A 21,954-nucleotide genomic window follows, 5' to 3' on the forward strand; every position below is an offset into this window, starting at 1 on the left:
AGAACAGGATCAATTACTGTTCAATTATTGTACTATTAAACTGAATTCATGATTACGAGATGGTTTCTATGTCTAGCATGATCCATAATTACGATCTAATGTTGGTTTTACCGTTAGTATGAGCCTCTTAAGAGCTACGCTACATAGCTACATATTAGAACAAATGCATTAATAAACTAGCAGATAGATTATCTTAACTAAATATTGAAATAGATCAAACGGGCATATGTATGTCCAAGAGAAAATATAAGCAATTAAATAAGGTTATGGTGTTATATATTGTTCTAGCCATAGGTCTAATAATGCTTACTTCTGGCTGGATCTATATGATAGCTATTGGAGGTGTGAAGATTATAGAAAGACCCTATGTGGTTAGTATCCCCAGAAAATACTTTGGAGAGATACTTTTGTCACCTCCAGGCGAGCAAAGACTTAGTATAGAAACTATACTTGAGGTGAATAATTTTACTGCTAGAGGAGGAGTACTAGAGGATATAAAACAATTCTCTATTACTAACAAAAGTTATATCCTTATAACAGTAAAGATAAAAGGAAGAACGTTGGATGGCTCAGCTATATCATTAACCATTCAGGCATACGATGCAGATAGTGGTGAACTTATAGGTTCCGGTGGCATTATGAATAGGTCTAGTGTAGTAGATGGAGAGTATATTGTGAGCGCATTACTTGAATCGGGTAAGTATCTGCTTAAACTGCTATCGAATAGCGATACATATATAGAGTATCTAGCATTGCGTGGAATATACTATGACCAACTCACAAATCCTGCACTCTCTATAAGTTTTACACCAGAGGAATTCTATCATCATACGCTTTACTATGTTGAAAGAGTAGATCTAAGAGATCTATGGATCTCGGTAGCAGCCATAGTATCGGGTCTAATGCTTATACAGATTTCGTTAGTAATAGCTATGTTTTCATCTAAAACGTATGGAATAGAGCCACCAGTAATTAAGACGAAGAAACGGTAAATCATGAAAAGGTTATTATATACATTGTATACAAGATGTTCATATACCGTAAATAATCCTAACAATTTTTTTAAACCGGTAAGAAAACTGTCTATTGATAGGTGTGCTAGAAATGAAGAAAGAAACTGTGATAGCAATATCAATAATAGTGGTTCTTGTCGGCTCTCTTCTATACATACTTTTCACGATACAGACGCCCGTCACATTACCTACAGTTAAACCCAAAGGCAATTTCACTCTCATGATAGCAACTACATGGAGTCAGTGGCATATAGATGATTTCAAGCAATGGATGTTTTATGTAAGTGGTCAAGGACTTGGAGGAGTTCTAGTTAAAGCTCCCGCAACTCAAGAATTAGGAATAAAGACCTTAGAATTTATCCGTGAGAATGATCTGACAAGATGGGTTGAATTAGCTAGAAGCGGTAACATATCTGGTTTTACGGCACTACCTATGGCTCGATATAATGCTACATGGCTATGTGAACAAGGAGCATTTAAACCAATTGAAGATCCCACAATTCTTGAGCTTGCAAAAAAACTACCTGCAGTATTCAAGGACTATACATCGGATGGTAAGCTATGTTGGATTGCAACGGATTTTGTAACAGTAAACAACTGGTTTATTAATGCTAAAGCTGCTGAAGAACTTGGTGTACCAGTTCCTTCATCATGGGAAGAGTTATTAGATCCCAAATATGCTTCTGTTTTACTTAACAATGGTTATATAGCTGTTATAGGTGGAGTTGATAGAGACCCAATAAGGGCAGCATTTCATGTACTTTTACAGAAATATGGCTGGAATAAAGGCTGGGTATATATCACGTATCTCGCAGGCACATCATATTTAGCACGTTCATTACCTGAGGCTAGAGATGATGTTATATACCAGTACGAAAAAGTGATACTAACAATACTAGATCTAGAAAGAGCTTTACTAGGGCTTCCCTATTCCAAGGATCTAAGACTTGTGTTTCCAAAAGAAGCAACAGCAATTAGGGTTTCACCAATAGGTATCGCTAAAGCCGCAAATGAAGATGCTACTGAAGGTATGTACAGACTCATAAGATACCTTTTGAGCGAGGGACAGAATGAAATATATATGAAGAGGTGGCAATCAGTATTTCCGGTACTTCCAACGAATCATACAAGTACATACATAGTATATCAAGAACCGGCTACAAAGAACGTATACTTAGAATTCAATGAAAAGATTATGGTTGATTTACAGGAAGCCACTGATGTATATACTGAAGTATTATTCAAAGATAGCGATGTACACAAACTCTTACGGAATATAATAAAGTTCTTAGCCGAAAAATACCAGAAAGGTGAAATAGATTTAAACAAATATTACGAGTTTCTAGGTAGGGTAGGAGAACCAGTTGAATTCACAAATCCATTAACAAATACTAAGACGAGATTTTCAATGGATGTATCTAGTCAACTCGCAGAAGCACTAAAAACAGGTTCTTTACAAAAACATGCATTATATGCTGCATTCAAAGAAGCATTGCTTGCTAAGCTCCAGCAGATAGCATTAGAACTTGGTGCACAGCTGTAAGCACCTATATATTTGTGTCACAATCTCGTAAATCATAAATCAATTATTTTTATCTTAAGTGTCCAAAATGTTGTTGTAGTATTAGTGTTCCACATGATAGTAACATATACAAAATAATTCAAGATTAAGGTTATTTTATCTGGCGATGTCCAGTCCATACTGAGTAATAAAGTTAAACTCATTAAAACTTATAAATATGTTGTCCCAACATTATATTTTCTGGGGTACAAAATGTATATGATTAAATATAAAGTAGTTATATTATCGATATTGACAACAGCATTAATAACGCTCTCAGTGTTTGCTTCACTTCCCACAAAAGCACAAGCGACAACACCAAGACAACAAACCCTTATTATAGCTTATTCAGGTACAACTCCAACATTAAACTGGAATCCTTTAGCAACTGGAGCAATAGGTATTGAAGATAATGCTAGACATTTGCTATTCTTACCCTATTCCGCACTCAATGGTTATAACCTGCGCTGGACGTTCATATTAACTAAGAGCCTTGAGTTACGAGGAGACGAGATTGTTGGCAGGATAAGACTATGGGATGAAGCAAGATGGAGTGATGGAACACCTCTAACTGTTGACGATATAATAGGTAGTTTCAACTTGAGTAGAACAATTGGTGGAGGTTGGTGGGGTGATTGGTTCTTATACAACTATGCTAAAGTGGATGAAAAAACAGTAGACTATTACATAGGTAGAAGACCTGGTCAAGATTTGCCAAAAAGAGAAGACATAAGATCTGTAGTACAAGGAGGAATTATGTACGGAAGACCTATACCATATCATGTTCTAAAACCTTTAGTGGATAGTATGGGTGATGCTATAAAGACACAGTGGCGTAATGATGATCCAAAGAAGCAGGTTGTTTCAGGACCCTACAAGCTATACTACTATGACTCTGTACAGATAGTATACGAGAGAATAGATGATTGGTGGGGTAAGAATATTTTCGGTCTTCCTGCACCAAAATATATAACATTTGTCTACTTTAGAGATGCGCAACAAGCTGTTATGGCTTTAATAAATGGAGAAGTAGACTTCTACTCTGGGTATATACCAAATCCCGCAGATATAATTAGAGCAGGACTTGGCACATGGTACAAAGATACACCATACTTCCTACAAGGAGGTGCTAGCTGGCTTCACTTCAATTTCGCAAGACCCTACTTCCAAGACATAGCTGTTAGAAGAGCTATTGCATGGACAATGCCTTGGAACCAGATAATACAATATGCACTACTAGGGTTATCAGTACAGCCATCTATGACTGGATTAGCTGATATGTATCCGCATCTGAAAGATTTCGTGAATAAAGATGCTTGTAGAACGTATTGGGGTACTGAGACGTGCAGACCTCAGCAAAACATAACAAAGGCTATCGAGATACTCAATGCTGCAGGCATAGTGGACAATGATGGTGATGGCATCAGAGAACTTCCTGATGGAACTTCACTAAAATTCACAATAAGTGTGCCAGCAGCATGGACAACACATGTTGTGGCTGCACAACTTATAGCTAACGCACTTAAACAGATAGGCATGAGTGTTATAGTTGATACCCTAGATTATAGGGTATGGGACCAGAACATCAGAAGAGGAGAATTTGATGCAACAATAGGCTGGGGTGTTGGAGGAGCTATAGGTACAGCTACACCATTCACAGATCTATATGGTAACATGTTCGAATATGCTAACTACAAACAATGGGCTCTATGGAGTAGCTATACAGATGATGAAGTGACGTCATTCATAAATGAAATGAATTCCAACTATCTATTTCCAGAAAGATTGAAGAGAGTCGTATGGACTTTCCAGGAAAGAATTGTATTCGAGAAACTACCTGCAGTACCGGTATTCCACAACCCTGTATGGTATGCTTACAACACCAAGTATTGGGAAGGATTCCCCAATGCTGAAAGTCCACCAGAAGAACAATTCGTTATGTCATGGTGGGGCGCAACTCCATGGTACTTCCTGATCAGACCTAAGGGACAACAGCGTGCAACTCCATGGTTCCTAAAGCATGTATCTGAAGGAGGAGCCTCAATACATGGATGGTACGATCTCTTCGCATCACAAGCTAAATGTATATATGATGCAGAATTCATAAAGTGGGAAGCAAAGCCTCCAGTAGCTACTACTACTCCAACGCCTAGTCCTACTCCAACGCCTAGTCCTACTCCAACGCCTAGTCCTACTCCAACGCCTAGTCCTACTCCAACGCCTAGTCCTACTCCAACGCCTAGTCCTACTCCAACGCCTAGTCCTACTCCAACGCCTACTACTGTTATCTCTGAAGTCGTAACTACCACAGTTAAGGTTATATCAACTGTGACAATAACTTCAACTTCTATAGTAACTCAACCAGCCTCTATATCTACTGTTGTAGAGACTGTAACTCAAACTGATTGGTCTCTAACAATAGTATTAGCAGTAGTAATGTTAGTAGTAGGATTGGCAGTCGGATATCTAGTGAAGAGAAAGTAAAAGTAAGTAATAGACAGATACTTTAAATCTATATAATATTTCATATTTTCTAATATTTTTTATTTCAACTTACATAATTGATAGCTGCTACATAATTGTCTGTTTTTGTTATAGTATATTGCACATTATGTATCAATTATAACTAGCGGTCTAGATAAAGTTTAAAAATTCTGTTAACAGTTATAAGCTATGAATCCTTTGAAATTGAGGTAATAATTTTGGGTAGAGGAAACACTATTAAGCAGAAGTCTCTAGTAAAAATATTAACAGGTCCGATGACCATATACATAGTGTACAAAATGGCAATGTTCATTGTTGTATACATATTAGCACTTATGTTAGTATTCATACTGCCTAGGGTAATACCCGCAAATCCTTTTGCCGGGTTACTTCAAAGGATCATATCAGCATACATATGGAATCCCGAACTTATTCCTGAGGTGTATCAACAAGTTCTAGAGTATTTCCCATTTGATAAACCTGTGTATGAACAATTCATGATATTCTTGCTGGGCGCATTTAGAGGCGACTTTGGAGTATCTATAGCATTTTTCCCGATGAGGGTTACCGATATCATAATGATGGCTCTACCATGGACACTAGCTCTTATGATACCTTCAACATTAGTGTCATGGATCGTAGGCAACATACTGGGTGGATATGCAGGCTACAAAAGAGGTTCTATGTTCGAGAGAACAATGGTTGGATATTCCTTTATAGTATCTTATGTACCTCAATACTGGCTAGGCATGTTGCTACTGTTCGGATTTGCTTATGCCGTTAGATTGTTTCCAGCATATGGAGGCATATCTGCAGGTATTACGCCCTCGCCTACGTTGACATTTATTGTAGACTTCCTATGGCATTACACGTTACCGTTTCTAGCGATATTCATAATCAGTATGGCTAGATGGATGAGTAGCATGAGGATAATTATCTCAGCTGAACTAGGATCAGATTACATACACTATAGCGAGAGTTTGGGGGCAAAGGATAGTATAGTATATGGATATGCATTTAAAAATTCACTTCTACCCCAAGTAACAGGTCTAGCCTTATCTATTGGAGCAGCTATATCTGGACAAGCACTTGTAGAAGCAGTATTTTCATATCCAGGTATGGGTTACTATCTACAGCAAGCAATAGGGCAAATAGATTATCCACTGATTCAAGGAATATTCGTTATAACAATAGCTGTAACATATCTAGCCAATTTCTTGGTGGACTTCATATACATGTTAATAGACCCTAGAATAAGAATTGGGGGTGGATAAGCAATGGGTGTAAGGGTTTCAGCGAATCATCACAAGTTTCTTATCTCGAAATTTAAAGAATCAGTATTGTTGTATACATTGTTTAAGAATAGACGATTTATGATAGGTCTAGTTATGTTCCTAGTTCTACTGTTGATGGGTTTGGTAGGATCATTACTATATCCGAGAGATCCTCTAGCATTTGCTGAATATCCTCCAGACTTGCCTCCATCTCTAGAATTTCCTCTGGGAACAGACAGAGGTGGTAGAGATGTATTTGCACAATTCCTACATGGTATACGGATGTCGCTATATGTTGGATTTCTAACAGCGATAATATCTACAATAATAGGATTAGTAATAGGAGTGACTGCAGGGATAAAGGGGGGAGTGCTAGATGAGACATTAATGGGTTTAACAAATCTTGTACTGGCTATACCATCGTGGTTAGTAGCTTTGCTCATAGCATCAATAACACCAGCGGAACAACGAGGACCAGAATTCATGGGATTGCTACTAGGTATATTCTCTTGGCCATGGTTTGCAAGAGCTGTTAGAGCCCAGTTCCAGAGCTTAAGAGAAAGAGAATTTGTAGCATTATCAAGAATGGCGGGATACGGAGATCTAAGGATAGCATTTGAAGATCTACTTCCACAAGTTGGAGCATTTATAGTTTCATCATTTGCAGGATTGATGGCAACAGGTATTGGTGGCGAAGCGGGCTTAGCTATAATTGGTGTAGGAATGACTAGATATGTATCTTTAGGAATGATCTTGTTCTGGGCCGGCACATATCAAGCATATATAAAAGGTACGTGGTGGTTATTTCTTCCAGCAGGTATAGCAATGATTATACTAATGGTATCGTTACAGATGATTTCAGTAGGGCTTGAACAACTATTCAATCCAAGATTAAGAGAAATCTAATCAAGATATTTTTTCTATAGTATTCACGGTAACATCTTTACTTTCAATGTATCTTTAAGATATAATGAAATTAACATTCAATGCAGTAAAAGTAAAAGCCAAGGATATTAATGTTAATTTATCAGTATTGAAATTGGTTATAGGTTTTGCCATAGAGCATGCAATCCTCAAGGAAGTTGCCAAGAAATAGAATAACTAATTATTTTTGTCGTTTAGCAAAACTGTATTAGATGAATTTAATTATATGAAATCATCAGTGAAATTACTATCAACAAGAACTGGGTTAATTATTCTATTAATTATACAAATATATTAGTCAATAAGATTTATTTTAGAACAACCTCGTGTTTGTATCAAGGTGTATCTTAGTGATATATCAAGACCCAACATCGTTGATATGGTTTATAATAATGGGAGCAATAATAGATTCTATTGATCCGTGTATATATGTTCTGTACGTTTCTCTATTAACAGTTTCTGCTACAGATATTCGTCATGTAATGAAAATATCATCATCATTCATATTGTCGGTATACATTGGGTATCTAGTATTTAATGCTATACTAAGGTTTGTTTTAAATATTGTATCGCCTTCGCGATCAATTTTATCGTTTGTTCTAATTCTATACGCATTAGCTTTAATCCTATATACTTTATTACTCGAGAGAAATAATGTAGAAGATATCTGTAGAGAAGATAGGCCTCTGTGTAGATTCATAAATAGATTTGATCTGAGATTAAGGACTTTGAATATTTTCAGTGTAGCTGTTATAGGATTTTTGGCCTCCTTTACTATATTGCCTTGTAGTGCTGGAATGGTTTTAGCATTCAACATAGTTACAAGAGATTTAGGGTTTAGTGCATGGATACCATTAGCAGCACTTTATACAACAGTATTTGTTTCACCATTACTACTGATATCGTTGGCAGTAATAGGTTTAACCAAGATTAAGAATGTATATGAATTAATTCTAAGACACCAGAAACTAGTCAAAATCTTAGGAGGAATCCTAATGATTTTGGTGGCGATACTGATTATATTGGGTTTGCCGATACTTTGATTTATACCATAGCTAATTCCAATAAGCTTTCGGATAGCATTGATATTTATCAGCTGTATAGAGTATAGATAAAGCTATAAGTTGCTAAACTTTGTTCAATATATATGTTACATTAGAGTGGTGAAGCGTTTTGAGTCTAGGTGTTAGTGCTTGGTGGAAAGAGGTATGGAGTTGGGATAGGGTTAAACAGGCTATAAGTACTCTTCCTGGAAGACTAGGGTTTGAGAAAGACAGAGAGTTAAGGTTTTTCAGGCTCAGAGTTGATGTAGAGAGTGGTGAAGTCTATGACGAGATTCTAGCCAGATTCTTAAGTGAAAGAGAGAGATATGGTCTCTACTTCATCCTCTATAGATATTCTCAAACGGATAAAGAAATCGAAGAGATAGGAGAATATGTAACGTTATCACAAATATGTCCAGCTCTCCATTGCCCTATGGTTAAACAAAACATGAATGCATTTGAGAAAGTTTTCGGATACAAACAAGGTTTGCTCTATAAAGCGGCAGAAGCCTTTGGTTACGAGAAAATCGATATAGGAGACGAAGCAGTAAAAATCTACATACTGCCTAAGGTTCCTATAGTGATAAGTGTATGGTTAGGTGAAGAAGAAATACCACCCTCTGTCTCGATACTCTATGATAAATCAGTAACACATTATCTAGATTGTGAAGCATCATCAATTATGGCTGGAGTAACGCTTACAAGACTAATAATCTCTTCAGTGAAGAACCTTAACGTATATGTACAAGGTGTAGAGTATAGCTATAGATATCAATGTTCTGAATAGATTATAAATAATCATGGAATAGACCAAAAATACCTCAAGTAAAGTCTTTGTAACTTTATCCCAGTTCTTAGCTTTAATTCTGAAGAACAAATAAAGCAGTTGAAATATACAGCCTCAGCACCTAATACCTCAGAAACAGCTACATCCTTCACTGCCTTCATCTACAGGATATGTAGAGATGAAGTATATAAACCATAAGAGAATAGCTTCAATAGAGTATAGAGTTATTATGGTACTGATAAAGTAGAGGAACAGTAGGAAAATGTGGAAATAGTATGATATAGGTATGTAGGGAGAACTATAGAGATCTGCGACATAGATTCACTATGGAATGATATTTAGACACAATCTTAGTAATAGAATTATTGTTTCTGGAAGAGGGTATGAACCTAAATACAAAATCTCTTCTCATAGTACAGTTAAACAGCATGAAATACTATTGAGGAAATATCATCCAATTAAGGTTCTGAATATTTTCGTAAAATCTTTGGTGGGGCCGCGGGGATTTGAACCCCGGACCACGGGGGCCCAAGCCCCGCATTCTACCAAGCTAAACTACGGCCCCAGTTTAATCTGAGAAAGCATTATTTTGTGTATTTTTTAAGTTATTGTGGTGGCAGTCGATGAGATTGTTTCAATTGGTTGTTGTTCTATGAATGTACTGTAAGTTTGAGGAAAATCTATGGTGTTTATTAATGATGTATATAGTGCGGATATTGTTATCTCTATTATATCTTGCTCGTTTCTATCAATATCTATTTCTCTACCAAGGAGTATCTTTAGTATTGATTTTGATGATTGAATTACGTCTCTTCCTTTGATAATGTTTTTCATGTATGTCAATATCTGGTCTATTTCCTGTTCTCTTAAGTTCGTGATAGGTTTTACGTATTCTCTTAGCGCCGAAACAGTTGAAAACCTAATCTTTATGCCAATAACATCAGCTATATTGTGAAGTGTATAGAGAGACTCAGGAATACAGTCTATGTATTCCTTGATTGAGGAAAAATTATCTTCGCATAGAGAGTACACACATATGGCTAGATCTTCTAAAGTGACAAACATCCCTATCTACCACGTTAATCACTATGTTATTGATAAATATATGAGTTAGAAGCCTAAAAAAGACATAGAAATTAGTGCCGCCGGCGGGACTTGAACCCGCGACCACCGGATCTCCCAGGTAAAGGCTTATGAGTCCGGCGCTCTAACCAGGCTGAGCTACGGCGGCTAACGCTAATAATTATTGCTATAGGTAAGTTTATAAGCTTCATCTATTTTTTGCAAACTTTGGTCCATACCTTTATTTAAGATACTAAATAAAATGCTGATTAAGGACCCCTAGCACTATTCTGAAGTACATGGTATATCTGTTCTAGAATCAGCCCTTCTAAGCATCATCATGTCTCAGCTATGGCCGCCACATTCATCACATCTTTGGTTTATTTTCGGTATGCCTAACCTATTTTTAAGTTACTAAGAGATATAATCTTATTTGGTGAACATTTACGAGTGAATGCATAACCAAGTTTATACAGATAGTACAAGACGCTAGAGCGCCGTTTACGATAGAGGTTGTCAGATCTATTGCGAAACTGTGTGGTGAAGATCCCTACAAGCTTTGGCACTATATAGCTTCAAGATCAGGATCTTCTATTTCAGTGCCTGTAGCTTCTTCGATAGCTAAAACAGAGAGTCCAAACATACCTGACACTAAGTCTATATCTACAACACTATGCTGGAGATGTTTTGCATGTGGTAAAGAATTCAACGATGTTAAACATCTTGTAAACCATATAACTTTCTTTGTTAGACAGAAAGACAAGAATCATTTAGAGTTGTACAGAAAGATTAAAGAACATTCAGATAAAAGTAGTAAATCGTTTACGCAGGTAGCTGAAGAAATGTTAAAGTGCTAAACACTACATCTATAGATATCGCTAAGACCCAAGGAATCGAGTTTCATCTGGATATCTCTGATATCTATAGATCTAAGATCAATAGTTGTCGCTTCGTCAATAACCTTATCGATATCGAATTCAGAGATACCAACTCTAGCTTCATACTCTTTAACTTTGTCTAGATTAGCTCGAGGAGTAATCCTTCTAGCACCTAATGTGCAATATTCTTCAATCTTTATGGAGTACTCGTAGGTTCCTATTCTTCTAGCAATAAATGTTATCTCATCTTTATCCATACCTATTAAAGGTCTTAGAATAGGTATTCTAATAGCTTCCTCTATAACATATATGTTGTTTAGTGTTTGTGAAGCTACTTGGCCAAGACTTTCACCAGTAACTAGCGCTAAAGCGTTTACATGTTTTGCTAATCTCTCTGCTATTCTGTTCATAGTTCGTCTAAGAATCACTACGATATACTCTTCGGGCACACTGAGAGCTATAGTGGCTATAAATGGACGTATATCGATGATATGCATTTTCGGTCTATACCCATACATCCATCCATCCGCTAAAACCTTAGCAACCATACTCACGCTCCATACATGTCTCTCTCCGCCTATATTGAATAGAACTAGATCTACTTCACAACCACGTTTAAGAGCATACCATGTAGCTACAGGAGAATCTATACCTCCTGAGAAAAGAGAGAGCACTTTACCTTCAACACCTATAGGTAAACCTCCTGGTCCATGGATTACTTTATCATACAGATAGGCACTATTTCCCCTTATCTCTACGTATGCTGTGTATTCTGGGTTCTCGAGATTAACCTTAGCTCCACCAGCTTGAAGAAGCATATATCCCAGGGATTTCTCAACGTCTTTGCTTGTGAAATTATGTTGACCTACTCTTCTAGCTCTAACAGCAAATACTTTACCCTGTATTCTATTCCTAAAGAAATTCAATGCTTTATCAACAAGCTCATTAAATGAATTAAAAGATACTTTAAATACAGGAGAAGAACTTACAACACCCATCACATATGCCAAAATCTTTGACGCAGCTAGAGACTCTTCTTCATCATTAAAACAACATAACCACAATCTGCCTCGAGATACATGGACAGAAGCCATGATGTTATTTGTTGCAAGCGCATCTTCTATATTCTTAGACAATCGTTTCTCCATTCTTTTTCTACTTAATGCACCTTTTAGAGATACTTCACCAATCCTGATGAGTACAAGCCATCTCTCTTTCATAAAGATTATTCACCAGTGTAATCTGTGATTAGATTTTACTCAAACTGAATAAGTTTTTTATATTACGTGTATCACTATACCACTCTGTGTAAAGGGTTCGGTAGCTGTTGTAGGGGTCTGTATAGTGACTTACCAATGTACTTATAATAGTTATAGAGAATCAATATTTCCTTCACAAAAGATATACAGAGTAGCTGGTGTGTTAATACCAATTCTCGTTCTTTCAGCCCTATTTATTGGATGGAACTATTATGATGTTATGTGGTGGATAAAGTGGTATAAAATAGTTGAAGAGCATCATCTAACAGGTCTCCTAAACCTGTATAGGCTATGCAGATTACCTGATTGCAAGGTTCCTTATCCACCACTAGCCTTTCTGATATTTGTGTCAATATACGCTATAGCATTGTTGTTACCGGCACTCTTTAGACCATTGATATTGAAGTTGTTTTTAGTACTTATACCTGGATTAGTGATCTATAAGATCATGACTAAGTTGAAGGGCAAGGACATCGGGTTAATATGGCTTATATCTATACCTTTTCTACAGATTCTATTTGCTTTACAGTTTGATGTTATAGTTGCATGCATGATTTTTGTATCAGTCTACATGTTTCTAAAGGATAGAATAGATATATCTGCAGTAGCATTAGGGTTAGCCACATTAGTTAAACATATTGCTGTTATATTACTGCCATTCTATCTCTTGGTTCTAAAGCTTAGAGGAGGTGCTAAGAATGTATATAGGTTTCTCTTCATTTACCTAGCCCTTACAGGAGGCATAATCTTACCGTTCTTTATCTCAACTCCTAGAGAGTTTATAGACCATGTTCTTCTATTCCATTCATCAAGAGCACCACAAGATCTAACGTTTTGGGCAATACCATCAATAATATTAGGAAATAACATATCTTCTGTACAACATTATATAGATAATCTATGGCTTTTCTTCTTCTCTATATGCTATATACTCTTATTCACGCTATTCTATTCACAGATAAAGAAGCATGGTATAGAGACCTCCTGTAAGCTTCTACCCATCTATATATCGATACTACTTCTACTCTATATAACCATGAATAAAATAGGTAATCTAAACTACATGGTGTGGTTTGTACCTACAGCACTACTAGCTCTCAAAAGAGAACACATAACTACTCTATACAGGTTGACAGCAACGATAGGTCTCGTAGGTGCATTAACTTATGCTTTTATGCTTTACATACCACCAGCAGCAGTAAATGCACCTATGTTTATAGTGGAGGATCTAGCTTACTGGAATGCACGTGCCCTAATAGCTCAATCAATAAACTACTACATATTCTATATAGCTTCAGTACTTCAAAGCGTTCTAGCCTATATGGCTAGCTTTATTTATACACCAACAGATTTCGTTTCAGAAGTACCTATCTTTAGGGTATTATACATACATAGATCAGCCATAGTGGTAGCATCATTAATGTCAACACAAATACTTTTAACCATATTATTAGTCACGCTCATAAATTGGATAAAAGAATACTTATAGGTTCTACCCATATAGGGCATCAAAGATCACTACACACTAAGGGTATATATCATCAAAAGATTTAATAACCTTCTAGAGCAATATTATTTCAGTAGAGAATAAAAAGGGAAAACAGATGTACTTCTGTCCAAAGTGTGGATCAACAATGATTGTTAGAAAAAACTCTTTCTTTTGTCCTAAGTGTAGATATACTGCTGAACTGAATTCCACAGAGATACAATACCTAAAAAGATCTACATTACTAAGTAAAGTTCATGAGAAGAAGGTGGATGTCGATAACATAGGCATACCTCTTTCTGCTATACATGACGATAAAATTGTGTGTCCTCGTTGCCATAACAGAGGAGTATACTATTGGAGAAGACATAGAGCATCAGCAGAAAGTTCAGACACAATAGAGAAGGTATACAAGTGTGGTCGATGCAACTATAGCTGGACTGAATTCGAATGAAACGACTATTGGAATCAACATGTATCTCTTGTTATGATGTATCATGATTCCTATATAGTGCTGTTAATCCAAGTTGATATAGGCTGAAGACCACTAAGTGGTTATGGTATCCATCTTTACAGCCATTAAATTAGATCATTTACTACCCAATCAATCTATATTCAGTAGTTATGCTGATGTTAAATAGCTAATAAGAGTAGACGTTATGTTAATACGTATCTATTGAAGTAAAAGCTTATACAATTTCGATCTAGTATATTTGTATCTGAGTGAAGTGGGAGTCCTGTAGAATCTTCTAGAAATGAATATAGATCATTATTGTGTAGATAGTTTTAGAAATAAATGACTAAGTTATCGATAGAGATTAGAAGTGTGTTCAATCAACTTTATGTACATCTGTTAAAGTATTTAGGGGTAGTGATGGTAGGTATACACTAAAGTATTGGTGTGTATACAGAATATGTTGCGAGATTAAGAGGTAGATAGAGGTAGTATTCGTGATGACTAGATCTATCCTATACAAATTTATGCTTATTGTTCTTATAGCTATATGTGCAGTTACGGTTCTGAATCCATTTGAAGCGCTATCTCTAGATAGTATACCGCCTGGAGACGATTCTAGAGCACATATATACAGAGTTTCTGGATTCTTAGAAGAATATATAATAAACAAAGGAATGAGTCTCAAGCAATACAATGGCATGATATTACTAAGTTATGCGCCTCTCTTCTATGTAGTACTGTATCCTTTATCACTAGCATATGGTCCTGTAGCTGCGTACAAGTTTGGCAGGATATTTATCTGTATGCTGTATCTTCTATCTGTTTATTTATTGGTACGTGAGTTAGGTATTAGCCGTAAGATAGCTATACTAATTACACCTATTGCTCTGTATTTTCCAACAATGTGGTTCATATACTACAAAGGTGCCTATCCCTATCTATTTTCATGGAGTTTGACGTTAATTTCAGTCTCACTATTATTAATGTATAGAAGAATACTTCGCTATAAAGTATTGGTGCTCTCAGCAGTAGTGGGCGGATTATCTATTTTAGCACATAGCTATGGCTTAATAAATATAGCAGTCTTTCTGGTTATATGGATGCTCCACAATCTGTATACGAAGGGTTTCAGAGATACTGCGAAGAATTTCTTTGTTTATTTTCTGATTACCTCATCAGTATCGCTACCTTATCTAATTTCGGTACTTATAACGTTTAGAGATGCTTCACCTCTTAATGAGGCTTCTCCCTGTATCTGGATACCCGGTCTAGCTGTAGATCCGATTAATCTATTGATAATCGCTATAAGTATATATACTGTTGTGTATTTTTTAAGAGTAGAGAACAGGTCTATAGGTAGAGATATAATAGCCCATTGTCTTCTTACATATACTCTTATATCCCTTATATCAACTATTCTCATATACATAAAGATTCCAAGTCCACTCCTAATGAAAACCATAGCGCTAATACTTCCATGGAGATTTCTGTACATCAATAATGCAACCTTCATAACATTAAGTTTAGCCTTTAATAGACACATAATTCTATTATCAGAGAAAAGGTCTTCATCATTTCTATTTATAGCAATACTTGTTACCATAGCTCTGATAACTAGTACAATAATTACATCAACATTAGCACTCTACGAAAAACCTATAGATAAAGCATTACCAAGTTTTGTCGATATTGTTAAGAATAGTAGAGTACTAGTCATAGGCACACCTCTAATCCTATCTAATAGCCCTGTAGCTTTCTCTACATCATATAACTATACAACATCTACAGGTTCCTATAATCAAGGTGATCCAACATTTTTCGATTTAACTGTATATTATGAGTGGATTAATACCTTAGTAAAAAATCCAATAGTGCTTGAAAATATTATGGAGCTAACAAGATCAAGATATTTAATCACAGATCTAGACATAGGTATTAAATTTACACCTACAGATGCATCGATAAACACAAGTGAATGGTATTTTAATTCAACAATGATGTGGAGTAAAAGTCTATACAAAATACTATGTCTCTTCAGAAAACCTCTAACCTTAAGCAAATTCAGTAGCTTTATGGTTAAACTCAAAGATGTTGAAAATGCTACAGTTAGAATGTGGATAGTTCAAGAAAATGGACTAGAAGAAGAAATGATCCTTATACATAATGCTATTAACCGCAATAATAGTAATAGCTACATAAGTGTATTCCAACTACCTTACCGAAGATCTGCTGAAGATGTTGTTGTAAGAGGTATCAATATGTACATCTCTGTAGATAGTAATACATCAATTGATCCTAGAACAGGTATAGAGATACGTATGGGAACTCTGAATATGATTAAAATCAATAGCTATAGTTATCGGGGATACATTTTCACTCTCTATGAATATTATAGAGATCCTCCTCTATCAATAGCCTCAAAAGTTGTATTATTTGATACCGAAAACCGTCTACCTAAAATTCTCACACTACTGGCTTCAGAAGGATACAACTCTATATTTATCGTAGATAACCAAAAGATTCCAGAAAATATTGTTGCAGGTGTAGTAACTGATAGTATAGAGAAAGCTAAACAATACATTACGGAAGGTTATAGAACAGTTCTGCTCAAATATGGAGATAAATTCGATGTGAAGAATCAGACAGAGAAATTTGTTTATATAGAAACACCTCTGATTAACTCACACATATTGCCACATGATCCAGGTAATCCGGCGTCATATGTAAATTGGGATAGAATAATTAGTGCAGAGGGTATTCAGAGATACGTTATGGAAGCTACTAAGCTTTGGCACTTCTTAAAGAACTTCATGAACATAAGTGTAGAGGTGTCTAGAGCATCAATTAGGTATAGTCCACCAGAAGTAGATGTTGAAATTAGAAACAATCAAGTCCATCTTATTAAAATTGCGTATACAAGTATATGGAATGCTGATGCAGAACTTCTAAGATCATCTACAGGATTTATAATAGTTTTACCCTCTAACAATACTTTAATCAAAATACAATGGAACCCACCATTGATAGACACAGCTGTACAATACAGTATAGCCACTCTAACTACATCCCTACTCTACGTAGCAGCATCTAAGATAAAGGAGTTCATTAAAAGAGTACCTAAACAAAAGATCTAATCCTTCATCCACTTTTCTGAATAAAATCATTTAATAATTATATATTGTGTTAATACTACATCTATCAACAATATCATAGATATGACCACACATAACTCTATTCTATAGCTTTCTCTAATATGTTCAAGGACCCTTAAGTCTTGTGAACACTAAAACATATAGAGTTCTACTCGTTAATGTTGCTAATCATAAATATATCTTCTGTTCCTAGATATTGAATGATATTGATTATAAATATTAAATTCTATCTTGTGAATAACCTTAAATAATATTTAAGACCACTTAGAGGGTACTGAATTATGTATTGAACAGCTGGAGTCACGCTCTTGTCAATTAGCTTAAGAATGTAGCTGACGTAGGATTTCAAATAAGATACTGTACCAAATGTTACATATACTGTTTATATCTAGTTTAATACTGCTCTAGATATTGGGTATCTAGCAAAAACACATTACTTGATATAAATGCCAAGCATTAGGTTTCATGGATACTCTACATTAAGGTTTTAGATATATCTGTGGTGTCTGTATATTGTATTCGATAGAAATACTCCAGTATGGAATTTTGTATAGTGAGGCATTATTGAGAGTTCATAGTGGCTGAAGACATCTATAAAGCCTTATTAATGGATATTAGATTCAGCTGAAATTATTGTATAAGTATTGATATTGTGTGAGCCATATGCTAGAACACCAAGTAGTGATTTATGTACTAGTGCTTGGAGCTTCTTTTGCTTGGTTATTCCGTAGAATAGGTCTTGTAGATGTTGTTGGGTATATTATTGGTGGGATGTTTCTTGCCTTAATTATGGAGGTCTTAGGGCTAGATATAGAGCCGGCTCTATCGTATACAGAACTTATTTCTTGGATTGGTTTAGTGCTTTTTTCGTTTAAGGTAGGTGCCTCCATTAACTTTAGGTTACTGTCGCATTCTTTTAATCGATTTATAGCATCAGAACTTGTTGTTGTTCTTATTCAGTGGATTGCTAGTGGTTTCATTGCATCAATGTTAGGTTTTGATCTTATAGCTAGAGCTGCTTTGTTTTTTGTATTAGTGAATAGCTCTTCTATAGCTGTTCTAGCCATAGAAAGAGTAAATGTAGAGGTAGTAGTAGAAGCCAAAAATATATCGTATATACAGACCCAGTTAGAGGATTTAATACAGTTCACATTGTTTTCAGTATTTACATCTGTCGGATTGACTGGTTTAAAACCAGAAGCATTTCTAATCCAGATTGTTAAAGTTGGAGCCTTAACCATGTTACTGATATATGTATCTCGATATTTTATAAAATTATTAAGTAGATCACCTTTAATAATAAACAAAGAGGGGAAGTTTTTTACATCCATAGCTATAGCACTTATCTTCACCTCTGTAGCTACACTTCTGGGATTACCTCCACTCTTTGGAGCATTTGTATCTGGCATAGTTTTCTCATTATTTTTAGACCTTAGCGATATAGTTGAAAGATTGGAAGGCCTAAAGGACTTTGGATTGCTTCTCTATTTTTCATCACTAGGTTTTCAATTCTACCTAGGACTTAATCAATCACAAAACCTTTTATCATTGATATCAAGCGGTATATTCATAGGATTACTGGCATACTTATCTAGAGCAATAGGTGTATTTGTAGGTTCTTTACTCTCTGGCTATAGTCTAGAAACATGTTTTGCATTATCTCTATTCCTAACCCCTTTAAGTGAAGTTGGGATAATGTTTATAGATACGCTTGCTAAACAAGGCTTTATCTTACATTATACACTATACCTGCTTATGACTTCATTTCTAACATCTCTAATGACATTCAGTATTACAGTACCACGTCTATTGATCAGGATTCCTCAATTAATAAATCTTGTACCAAACAAGATAAGTCACTTTATAAACGCTGTATCTAGGGAGTATACAAAGTTATTATCATCACTATCATCAACGTTAATCAATGTTATAGTATTTACTTTTATGACCCTCATAATATCGTACATAGACGCTATAATGAAGTACTTTATAGATATAATACATTTACCAAAATTCTTATCAGCTATATCTACTATAATATCAGTTATAGCCATACTGATAATGTTTGTAGCAACAATGAAGAGAATACTGTCATCGATCTTCACAAGGTTTAGTACAGATATAAAAAGAATTGAATCATTAGGTAAGCTATTCGATATAGCTATAGGTGGTTTAGCTGTTACACTTCAAATCCAAATACTACACGACTTTGTATCAAGGTACATGGTAATAGAACCCTTAAATATTTTAACCATAAGCTTAGTCATAGCGATAATAATCATCACATTATACGATCTAGCTATGACCATAAAAAGACACTAAATTATACATAATCCTAGGTTAAGCATTGATATAGAAAACTGATTAATATCTTGATACACAAATTTCTATACCAATTAGAGTTTATAATCCTTCTCTAATTAATGGCTCGAAACCATGCAAGCTGGTACACAACAAGAAGAGCAATTTCTTTACATGATTAGATTTAAAGGTATGAGGTATTAATTCGCTTAAACGTCATATCTTTATCTTATTCGTATTAATTACGTAAGAGATAACAATTATTTCATTATTTACAAATTCAGTTAACATCTGCCTACATGCACCACAAAGTGGCAGAGGTTCTTCGATATTACTTACAACAACTATTGCTGTAAACTCTTTTCACCATTCGTAATAGCTGATGCTATAACAACTCTTTCTGCACATATGGTTAATCCATAGCTAGTGTTCTCTACATTAACCCCTAAGTAAATATTACCGCTAGACGTAAGTACAGTTGGTGTATTGGTATTTTACAAACAATTTGAATAAACTATAACATCTATTGATGGCGAAGGTAGAGTTTATCACTTAAGGGTTAAGCCTGGGGATGTAGGTAAATACGTTTTGTTGTCTGGAGATCTAGAGAGGGTACCCATTATAGCTAAGTACTAGAATAAGTGTTAGGCATGTTTTATCGTATAGAGAGTTTACTACCTATAGTGGTTACTATAAAGGAGTATTCTTGTCTGCAACTAGTACAGGTATTGGTGTACCATCGACTGCGATAGCTGTAGAAGAACTTGCTAAAGTTGGAGCAAGAGGTATTCATAAGAGTTGGTACTTAAGTACTTTAAAACGTGAAATTAGGGTAGGAGACTTGATAATATATACAAGTGCTGTTAGGTTAGAAGGTACAAGTAAACATTACGTTATACTAAAGTACCCAGCTGTTGCTAGTTATGATGTGGTATTAGCGTTAATAGATGCTGCAGAAAATTCTTAGAGTTAGATACCATGTAGGGTTGATAGCTAGTAGTTAGCTTCTATGTAGATCAAGAAAGACTGGGATTTAAAGGGCATCTACCACCTCACAAAAAAGGATTAATAGATTATTTAGGAAATACAAATGTACTAAATTTTGAAATGGAATCATCGGTAATATTTACCTTGACCAATATCTACGGATTAAAACTGGAGTCATCTGCACAGTAATTGCTAATAGAATAACAAACGAATTTATGTCAGAAGCAGGAATAGAGGATGCAATCAAAGTATCAAACAAAGCCATAAAAATACATAGTGAATGGAGTGAAGAAATAGCTAAACTCGGTAAAAATACATAACACTTGATACATAGTAAAAACTAGGAAGAAATAGTTTCCTTTAAATAAACTATAGAAGTCGCAGAAATAGTAGCTATAAGTCTAACTTCTCTAATACTAAGATAATGCCTCTTAGTTACCAATAACTTAGTGTGTAGCTCTATTATGTTTAATACTCATTGTCTATGTAATTCCTTTGCGGTTATATAAAGAAGACGAAATAATGTATGTTTCATGGTAGATTAGCTTCTAAGTCTTTAACCATTAGCTTCATAACAGGTCTTGAGATAATTGATTTAACTACTTAATATAATAAGTTTTATGAAGATTTTTCTATACATATACTTTTTCTTTGATATTGATATCGGTAGACCATGAGTATGTATATCATGCTCTATAACTAGTGCAGTATACAAGGATTAGATGATCTAATGTTAAATATATTAAGGATTTAGGTTCTTCTGTAAATTTATACAAATCTATGTTTAGAGTTCTTTAATTCAAATACAACAATAATTGTGCTACAATAGCACAATTACTGTACTAAAGATTTGGTGTAGAAATTTTAAAATCCTTAGATGTTTTACTAGCGTAGGTTTAATGTGATTTATTGACTACTAAGTATTCTAATAGCATAAGTTCAACAAATACATAATAAATAGCGTAACATTTATAAATAACTTGAAATAACTATTTATGTACTTGTGTATTGCTTTATAATCCCGCTGTACATATATAGTGGATGGGTGTAACATGTCTACTAGATTAAAGAAGGAATTCCTAAGGCTACTAAAAGAAGATGAAGAATTCAAGTATACCGTAATAGGCTACTTAGGGTTAGCAGAACTACTTAAGAATATTGAGAAATTGTGGGAGAATCAGAATAGGCTTTGGGAAGAAGTTAAGGCTTTGAGGGAGGAGGTTTCTAAGCTTTGGGAGAATCAGAATAGGCTTTGGGAAGAAGTTAAGGCTTTGAGGGAGGAGGTT

16 protein-coding genes and 2 tRNA genes are annotated in these 21,954 nt (G+C 35.1%); 14 read left to right on the top strand and 4 right to left on the bottom strand.

What is annotated here, in order from left to right; genetic code table 11:
- Positions 1-230: 230 nt before the first annotated feature.
- The 7 genes from QXK50_06315 (at position 231) to QXK50_06345 (ending at position 9,086) form a co-directional block, all read left to right on the top strand.
- Positions 231-992, top strand: a complete 762-nt coding sequence (locus tag QXK50_06315; GenBank protein MEM2008766.1) for a hypothetical protein — start codon at positions 231-233, stop codon at positions 990-992.
- A 112-nt stretch (positions 993-1,104) separates the two neighbouring features.
- Positions 1,105-2,556, top strand: coding sequence for an extracellular solute-binding protein (locus QXK50_06320; GenBank protein MEM2008767.1), 1,452 nt, complete (start codon positions 1,105-1,107; stop codon positions 2,554-2,556).
- 231 nt (positions 2,557-2,787) lie between these two features.
- Positions 2,788-5,058, top strand: a complete 2,271-nt coding sequence (locus QXK50_06325) for an ABC transporter substrate-binding protein (GenBank protein ID MEM2008768.1) — start codon at positions 2,788-2,790, stop codon at positions 5,056-5,058.
- A gap of 218 nt (positions 5,059-5,276) precedes the next feature.
- Positions 5,277-6,332, top strand: coding sequence for an ABC transporter permease (locus QXK50_06330; protein MEM2008769.1), 1,056 nt, complete (start codon positions 5,277-5,279; stop codon positions 6,330-6,332).
- Between the two features lie 3 nt (positions 6,333-6,335).
- Positions 6,336-7,238, top strand: a complete 903-nt coding sequence (locus QXK50_06335; protein ID MEM2008770.1) for an ABC transporter permease — start codon at positions 6,336-6,338, stop codon at positions 7,236-7,238.
- A gap of 368 nt (positions 7,239-7,606) precedes the next feature.
- The gene (locus tag QXK50_06340) at positions 7,607-8,299 is read left to right on the top strand and encodes a transmembrane electron transporter (GenBank protein MEM2008771.1); all 693 of its coding nucleotides are present in this window, start codon (positions 7,607-7,609) and stop codon (positions 8,297-8,299) included.
- A gap of 130 nt (positions 8,300-8,429) precedes the next feature.
- Positions 8,430-9,086, top strand: coding sequence for a DUF3786 domain-containing protein (locus QXK50_06345; protein ID MEM2008772.1), 657 nt, complete (start codon positions 8,430-8,432; stop codon positions 9,084-9,086).
- A gap of 488 nt (positions 9,087-9,574) precedes the next feature.
- Here QXK50_06345 and QXK50_06350 read toward each other — a convergent pair.
- The 3 genes from QXK50_06350 to QXK50_06360 form a co-directional block, all read right to left on the bottom strand.
- A tRNA-Pro gene (locus QXK50_06350) sits at positions 9,575-9,651 on the bottom strand.
- A 35-nt stretch (positions 9,652-9,686) separates the two neighbouring features.
- Positions 9,687-10,151 (bottom strand): hypothetical protein, encoded by a 465-nt coding sequence (locus tag QXK50_06355; GenBank protein ID MEM2008773.1) that lies wholly within the window; start codon positions 10,149-10,151, stop codon positions 9,687-9,689.
- Between the two features lie 75 nt (positions 10,152-10,226).
- Positions 10,227-10,317 (bottom strand) — tRNA-Met (locus QXK50_06360).
- 430 nt (positions 10,318-10,747) lie between these two features.
- On the opposite strand from QXK50_06360, the gene QXK50_06365 reads away from it, so the two are divergent.
- The gene (locus QXK50_06365) at positions 10,748-11,005 is read left to right on the top strand and encodes a hypothetical protein (protein MEM2008774.1); all 258 of its coding nucleotides are present in this window, start codon (positions 10,748-10,750) and stop codon (positions 11,003-11,005) included.
- Here the strand turns inward: QXK50_06365 and thiI are convergent.
- Positions 11,002-12,246, bottom strand: a complete 1,245-nt coding sequence (gene thiI, locus QXK50_06370) for a tRNA uracil 4-sulfurtransferase ThiI (GenBank protein ID MEM2008775.1) — start codon at positions 12,244-12,246, stop codon at positions 11,002-11,004. The two genes, QXK50_06365 and thiI, sit on opposite strands and share 4 nt — an antisense overlap.
- 124 nt (positions 12,247-12,370) lie before the next feature.
- Here thiI and QXK50_06375 point away from each other — a divergent pair, with 124 nt between their 5' ends.
- The 6 genes from QXK50_06375 to QXK50_06400 all read left to right on the top strand — a co-directional run.
- A complete protein-coding gene (locus QXK50_06375) occupies positions 12,371-13,774 on the top strand; it encodes a glycosyltransferase 87 family protein (protein ID MEM2008776.1) in 1,404 nt (467 codons plus the stop codon).
- 115 nt (positions 13,775-13,889) lie between these two features.
- Positions 13,890-14,225: a hypothetical protein gene (locus QXK50_06380; GenBank protein MEM2008777.1), complete on the top strand. Its 336-nt coding sequence runs from the start codon at positions 13,890-13,892 to the stop codon at positions 14,223-14,225.
- A 500-nt stretch (positions 14,226-14,725) separates the two neighbouring features.
- Positions 14,726-17,362, top strand: coding sequence for a hypothetical protein (locus QXK50_06385; GenBank protein MEM2008778.1), 2,637 nt, complete (start codon positions 14,726-14,728; stop codon positions 17,360-17,362).
- A gap of 681 nt (positions 17,363-18,043) precedes the next feature.
- Positions 18,044-19,702 carry a cation:proton antiporter gene (locus tag QXK50_06390; protein MEM2008779.1) on the top strand — a complete coding sequence of 553 codons (1,659 nt, stop codon included), beginning with the start codon at positions 18,044-18,046 and terminating at the stop codon, positions 19,700-19,702.
- A 685-nt stretch (positions 19,703-20,387) separates the two neighbouring features.
- A complete protein-coding gene (locus tag QXK50_06395; protein ID MEM2008780.1) occupies positions 20,388-20,648 on the top strand; it encodes a hypothetical protein in 261 nt (86 codons plus the stop codon).
- A 1,072-nt stretch (positions 20,649-21,720) separates the two neighbouring features.
- Positions 21,721-21,954, top strand: a 234-nt coding sequence (locus QXK50_06400) for a hypothetical protein (GenBank protein MEM2008781.1), incomplete at its 3' end; no start/stop codon positions are given.

The sequence above is a fragment of the Ignisphaera sp. genome, from assembly GCA_038831005.1.
Lineage (GTDB): Archaea > Thermoproteota > Thermoprotei_A > Sulfolobales > Ignisphaeraceae > Ignisphaera.

What these genes read in the sequence shown, in the direction of transcription:
- QXK50_06385 (MEM2008778.1), top strand. Translation starts at nt 14,726, where the DNA reads ATGACTAGATCTATCCTATACAAATTTATGCTTATTGTTCTTATAGCT.
- thiI (MEM2008775.1), bottom strand. Translation starts at nt 12,246, where the DNA reads ATGAAAGAGAGATGGCTTGTACTCATCAGGATTGGTGAAGTATCTCTA.
- QXK50_06390 (MEM2008779.1), top strand. Translation starts at nt 18,044, where the DNA reads ATGCTAGAACACCAAGTAGTGATTTATGTACTAGTGCTTGGAGCTTCT.
- QXK50_06355 (MEM2008773.1), bottom strand. Translation starts at nt 10,151, where the DNA reads ATGTTTGTCACTTTAGAAGATCTAGCCATATGTGTGTACTCTCTATGC.
- QXK50_06380 (MEM2008777.1), top strand. Translation starts at nt 13,890, where the DNA reads ATGTACTTCTGTCCAAAGTGTGGATCAACAATGATTGTTAGAAAAAAC.
- QXK50_06320 (MEM2008767.1), top strand. Translation starts at nt 1,105, where the DNA reads ATGAAGAAAGAAACTGTGATAGCAATATCAATAATAGTGGTTCTTGTC.
- QXK50_06325 (MEM2008768.1), top strand. Translation starts at nt 2,788, where the DNA reads ATGTATATGATTAAATATAAAGTAGTTATATTATCGATATTGACAACA.
- QXK50_06315 (MEM2008766.1), top strand. Translation starts at nt 231, where the DNA reads ATGTCCAAGAGAAAATATAAGCAATTAAATAAGGTTATGGTGTTATAT.
- QXK50_06335 (MEM2008770.1), top strand. Translation starts at nt 6,336, where the DNA reads ATGGGTGTAAGGGTTTCAGCGAATCATCACAAGTTTCTTATCTCGAAA.